Here is a 4842-nt window from a genome sequence, read left to right on the forward strand (position 1 = left end):
GGCCGACTGGCACCCGGACATCCGGCCCGCCGGGAGCGTCGAGCGGGCGCTGGAACTGCTCGCCGACGTGCCGCCGGTCGACGTGCCCGTGGTCTGCCACGGCGACGCCTGCGCCCCCAACACCCTGGTCGGCGACGACGGCCGGTACAGCGGGCACGTCGACCTCGGCGCGCTGGGCGTCGCCGACCGGTGGGCGGACCTGGCCATCGCCACCTGGAGCACGCAGTGGAACTACGGCCCGGGCTGGGAGCGCCCGCTGCTCGACGCGTACGGGGTCGCGCGGGACGAGGAGCGGATCGCGTACTACCGGCTCCTGTGGGAGCTGTCGGACTGACCGCCAGGTCCCGCGGGCCGGGCGGGGAGCCGCGTGGGAGGCTGCGGGCATGAGTGGAGATGACGCCGCCCGCGGCGGCGACGGGGCGCAGGTGCCGCTGCTGGTGGTGGACGGCGCCAACGTGGTGGGCTCGGTGCCCGACGGCTGGTGGCGCGACCGGCGCGGGGCGGCCGAACGGCTGCGGGACGCGCTGGTCGACGTCGCGCTGGAAGGGCCGGCGGACCGGGCCGGGTCGCCGGCCGGACCGGTGGAGGTGGTGCTGGTCGTGGAGGGGGCCGCGCGCGGAGTGGCGGAGGTGCCGCTCGTGCGGGTCGTGGCCGCGGCCGGCTCCGGCGACGACCGGATCGTCGAGCTGGTCGCGGAGGCCCTCGCCGCGCGGCCGGGGCGGACCTGCCTGGTCGTCACCGCCGACCGCGGGCTGCGGGCCCGCGTCACCGTACTCGGGGCCGGCGTCCTCGGCCCCCGGTCGGTGTGGCCGGCCCGGCCGGCCGCCTGATCTCCCCCTTTCCGGCCCTGGGCCGGTTGGTGCTCTCACGCTCGGCCGTCAGGACGGCTGGACCTCGTCGAAGTGGGCGACGGCTTCGGCGGGGTCCGCGCTCACCAGGCGTTCCAGGCCGTCCGTCGTGATCCTCGCCCACCTGCCGGCCCGTGCCCACATCCGTTCCTCGAAGGCGCGGACGGCCTCGTCCGGACTTCCGGGGCCGGTGGCGATGGCCTCGGCGAGTTCGGCGCCCTCCAGCATCGCGAGGTTCGCGCCCGCCCCCAAGGGGGGCATCAGGTGGGCGGCGTCGCCCAGCAGCGTCACCCCGGGGACGTGCGTCCAGGTGTGGGACACGGGCAGGACGTACAAGGGGCGGTGGACGAAGGCGGTGCCCTGGCGGAGGAGGTCGAGGACGGGAGCGGCCCATCCGTCGAACAGGGCCAGCAGGCCCGACCGCACGGCCTCGACGTCGGCCAGGTCCAGGTCCGCGTGCCAGTCCAGCGGCGCACGGAACTTGGCGTGCACCTTGACGTGGCCGCCGCTGTTGCGCTGGGCGACGACGGCCCGGTTCACGCCGTACACCGCCATGGAACCGTCGCCGATCAGCCGGGCGAGGCCGGGGTGGCGGGTGTCGACGTCGTCGAGGGAGGTCTCGACCGAGGTGACGCCGGTGTAGTGCGGCGTCACCGGCGAGACGGCCGGGCGGGTCCGGGACCAGGCGCCGTCCGCGCCGATCACGAGGTCGAACGTCTCCTGCCGCCCGTCCGCGAAGTGGACCCGTACGCCGTCCCCGGCCCCCGGCACCACCTGCGTCACGCGCCGGCCCCACTGGACGTCGAGCGGGCCGAGCAGCAGGTCGCGGAGCTGACCGCGGTCGATCTCGGGGTTGGCCCGGTCGTCCGGACCGGGGTGCCAGTTGCGCAGGACGGTCCCGTCCGTGTCCAGGATGCGCATGGCCTGCCCCTCGGGGCGGGACAGCGCCTCGAACTCCGCCAGCAGCCCGGCCTTCTCCAGCGCGAGCTGGCCCATCCCCTCGTGCAGGTCCAGCGTCCCGCCCGGGGGCCTGGCATCGGGGGCGGGATCGCGTTCGAGGATGGCGACGGGGTGGCCGTGGCGGTGCAGGACACGGGCGAAGGTGAGGCCGGCCGGGCCGCCCCCGACCACGGCGATACGATGTCTCATGTCGATACACCGTATTTCCCGGATACGATGCATCGCAAGAGAACGGTGGGATTCATGACTGTGTGGGACCGGCCGGAGCCGTCGGCTCGCCCCGTGCCGCTCGACCGGGAGCGGATCGTCGCCGCCGCCGTCGCGCTGGCCGACGAGGGCGGCCTGGAGGCGGTGTCGTTGCGCAAGGTCGCCGCCCGGCTGAACGCCGGCCCGATGCGGCTGTACGGATACATCGCCACCAAGGAGGAGCTGTTCGACCTCATGGTGGACGAGGTCCAGGCCGAGATCCTCCCCGGGGAGCAGCCCGGCGACTGGCGCGAGGCGCAGCGCGTCCTCGCCCACCGCACCAGAGGGGCCGCCCTCCGCCACGACTGGCTGGCCGACCTGCTCGGCGGCCGCCCGACCCTTGGCCCGAACGGCCTCGCCGTGACCGAGGCCAAGCTGGCCGCCCTCGACGGGCTCGCCGACGTCGACACCGTCATGCGCGCCGTGGAGACCGTCAGTGCCTACGTCATCGGCGCGATCAGGCGCGAGATCGCGAACCTTCGGGCCGAGCGCGCCACCGGCCTGTCCAAGCAGGACTGGCGGCGCGCCTCCGGCCCGCACGTGATGCGGATGTTGGCCACCGGCCGCTTCCCGGCACTGTCCAAGGCCGTGCACGACGGCACGGACGTGGACGCCGAGACGTCCTTCGCGACCGGCCTGGAATGGGTCCTCGACGCCGTGGCCGTCAGACTCACCCCGCCGGCGTGACGCTCGGCTCCGGCCGGCGTTCCGACGGCGAATCGTCAGAGGACTTTGTACGTCAGTTCGTACAGGGAGAGTGATAGTGCGCCGATTGCCTGCTTCCGCTCCCCCAGGCCCAGCTCGGCGGCGACGATTCCCGCTCCGCCGATGAAGCTGGCCTGGCCGGTCGCCTCGTTCACTTCGTGCAGCACGATGTCGATCGGCGCCTGGTCGACGAACGGCACGAACCGCTCGTCGAACTCGAACACGTCGCCCTGCCGCATCCGCACCCTGTCGAAGACGCCGCCGTCACCCCTGCTGACGAGGATCTCGTCCGCGCCATCCGGATCCTGAACCCTTTTCGCCTCAAGAGACAAAAGCTTGGCAAAAGCTGCATCCGTCATGTCGACCCTCCAATGCCCCCGTTTCGCACTGCTTTTTTTCAGTCATAGCACACGTAATTCAGCGGTGCATGCCGTGCGACCCACCACCGTTCGGGAACGACCGACCGGCCGGCCAGGGCGGGTTGACGCAGTGTCGGGTCCACCGGCTCGGCCGGCGCCGGGCCAACACAGTGAGCCTTTGCCGGACCGGCCGACCCGCGGCCGGCCCGCGGACGCCGTCCGGCGGGCGGCGCCACCGAGCCCCGGGCTCGGATGTCAAGCCGGTTGCCTCTGAGGCAGCGCTTCAGCATTCAATCAACAATCTGTTTATCATCTGCAGGTCCTTGTCCAGCCCTGCCCGGAGTCCGCATGACCACGCCGCCGCCTGCCGCCCGCACCCGTCCGCACCCCCTGCACGTGCTCCGCGCCACCACCTTTGCGATCGGCGCGCTGCTCGTACTGGTCGGGGTCGGGGTGGTGCTCCGGCAGCCGCTGCTGATCCCGCCGCTGGCCGCCAGCGCGGCGCTGGTGCACGGTGCGCCCGGGCTGCCGATCTCGCAGCCGCGGAACCTGGTCGGCGGCCAGCTGATCTCCGCGGTGATCGGGTTCGCCACCCTCGCGGTGACCGGGAGCACCGGGTGGGGCGCGGCCGTCGCGGCCGGGCTCTCGCTGGGCGTGATGATGCTGACCCACCTCTCGCACTCCCCCGCCGCCGCGACCGCCGTGATCGTGGTGCTGCAGGCCCCGCAGCCGGCCCACTTCCTGCCACTGCTGGCGCTCTCCACCGTGCTGCTGGTGGCGATCGGCCTGCTGCCGGGCCGGATCGGCGGGCACCCCGTGCGCTACCCCGTCACCTGGTGAATCCGCCGCCGGCGAGCCCGCCGCCGTACGGAGTGCGCGGGCGGAACGTGCCGACGGTCACCGGAGGCGCCTCGCCGCGCCTCCGGTGACCGTCGGAGTACTGCACGGGGAGTACCGCTCAGGGGTACTCCTCAGCACTGGGGGCGGCGGCCGTGATTGGCCCCGCGCCTGGCCCGTGCCTTCTTCTTGCGGCGCCGCTTCGATGACATGACCACTCCTCTCGCGACGGTGCGCTCCCCCGGATCTCCACGGTGGCACACCGCGCGCCGACGGGCCTCCGGAGGCCGCGGGACCGTCCCCCTCCACCGTCCTGGTCACCACGGGATCCGGTGGCGGTTCCGGAAGAACCCACCGGTGGGACCGTTGTCCGGGAGGAGGGCCAGCCAGGCCACGGTGTCGGCGCCCTGCCCGACGCTCAGCGGCGCTCCCGGCCCGCCCATGTCGGTACGGACCCAGCCCGGGCAGACGGCGTTGACCTTGACCGCCGGCGTGACCGCGGCCGAGACGACGAGGGTCAGCGCGTTGAGCGCGGCCTTCGCGATGCCGTAGGCGGCGGGCGAGGGGATGTTGTCGGTGAGCACGCCGCCCCCGGAGGAGATGTTCACCACCCGGCCGTAGCCGCGCCGGACCATGTCCGGCACGAACGCCTGGCAGGTGCGAAAGGCGCCGAGCAGGTTGACCTGCAGCGACTCGGTGAGGATCTCCTCGTCGAGCGAGAAGAACGGCTCGGTCGGGTAGATCCCGGCGTTGTTCACCAGGATGCCGACGGTGACGCCGTCGGCCGCGAGCCGGTCCGCGCAGTCCCGGACGCTCGCCGCGTCATGCTTCGCCTCCGGACGAGTCTTCGATTTGTTGCCGGGCGGGGTAGCGTCGAAGAGCGGGGC

The 4842-nt window shown here is 73.3% G+C and carries 7 protein-coding genes; 4 read left to right on the forward strand and 3 right to left on the reverse strand.

Features of this window, described 5'->3' with window-relative positions:
* Both ABZ885_RS35380 and ABZ885_RS35385 read left to right on the forward strand, forming a co-directional pair.
* Positions 1-334: phosphotransferase (locus ABZ885_RS35380; RefSeq protein ID WP_360198161.1), on the forward strand; the 334-nt coding region annotated here is incomplete at its 5' end.
* A gap of 49 nt (positions 335-383) precedes the next feature.
* Positions 384-830, forward strand: a complete 447-nt coding sequence (locus ABZ885_RS35385; protein WP_360198164.1) for an NTP pyrophosphohydrolase — start codon at positions 384-386, stop codon at positions 828-830.
* Positions 831-878: 48 nt separating this feature from the next.
* Here ABZ885_RS35385 and ABZ885_RS35390 read toward each other — a convergent pair whose 3' ends face one another.
* Positions 879-1997 carry an NAD(P)/FAD-dependent oxidoreductase gene (locus ABZ885_RS35390; RefSeq protein WP_360198167.1) on the reverse strand — a complete coding sequence of 373 codons (1119 nt, stop codon included), beginning with the start codon at positions 1995-1997 and terminating at the stop codon, positions 879-881.
* 54 nt (positions 1998-2051) lie between these two features.
* Between ABZ885_RS35390 and ABZ885_RS35395 the strand changes: the two genes are divergently transcribed.
* On the forward strand, positions 2052-2741 hold the full coding sequence (locus tag ABZ885_RS35395) for a TetR/AcrR family transcriptional regulator (protein ID WP_360198170.1): 690 nt from the start codon (positions 2052-2054) through the stop codon (positions 2739-2741).
* Positions 2742-2776: 35 nt separating this feature from the next.
* Here the strand turns inward: ABZ885_RS35395 and ABZ885_RS35400 are convergent, their stop codons facing one another.
* Positions 2777-3118, reverse strand: a complete 342-nt coding sequence (locus ABZ885_RS35400; RefSeq protein ID WP_360198173.1) for a hypothetical protein — start codon at positions 3116-3118, stop codon at positions 2777-2779.
* A gap of 348 nt (positions 3119-3466) precedes the next feature.
* Here ABZ885_RS35400 and ABZ885_RS35405 point away from each other — a divergent pair, with 348 nt between their 5' ends.
* The gene (locus ABZ885_RS35405) at positions 3467-3958 is read left to right on the forward strand and encodes an HPP family protein (RefSeq protein WP_360198176.1); all 492 of its coding nucleotides are present in this window, start codon (positions 3467-3469) and stop codon (positions 3956-3958) included.
* A gap of 314 nt (positions 3959-4272) precedes the next feature.
* On the opposite strand, the gene ABZ885_RS35410 is transcribed toward ABZ885_RS35405, so the two are convergent.
* Positions 4273-4842, reverse strand: a 570-nt coding sequence (locus ABZ885_RS35410; RefSeq protein ID WP_360198179.1) for an SDR family NAD(P)-dependent oxidoreductase, incomplete at its 5' end; no start/stop codon positions are given.

Source organism: Kitasatospora sp. NPDC047058, from assembly GCF_040643935.1.
GTDB lineage: Bacteria > Actinomycetota > Actinomycetes > Streptomycetales > Streptomycetaceae > Kitasatospora.

Excerpts from the sequence above, each read along its gene's own strand:
- ABZ885_RS35390 (WP_360198167.1), bottom strand. The coding sequence starts at position 1,997 with ATGAGACATCGTATCGCCGTGGTCGGGGGCGGCCCGGCCGGCCTCACC.
- ABZ885_RS35400 (WP_360198173.1), bottom strand. The coding sequence starts at position 3,118 with ATGACGGATGCAGCTTTTGCCAAGCTTTTGTCTCTTGAGGCGAAAAGG.
- ABZ885_RS35405 (WP_360198176.1), top strand. The coding sequence starts at position 3,467 with ATGACCACGCCGCCGCCTGCCGCCCGCACCCGTCCGCACCCCCTGCAC.
- ABZ885_RS35385 (WP_360198164.1), top strand. The coding sequence starts at position 384 with ATGAGTGGAGATGACGCCGCCCGCGGCGGCGACGGGGCGCAGGTGCCG.
- ABZ885_RS35395 (WP_360198170.1), top strand. The coding sequence starts at position 2,052 with ATGACTGTGTGGGACCGGCCGGAGCCGTCGGCTCGCCCCGTGCCGCTC.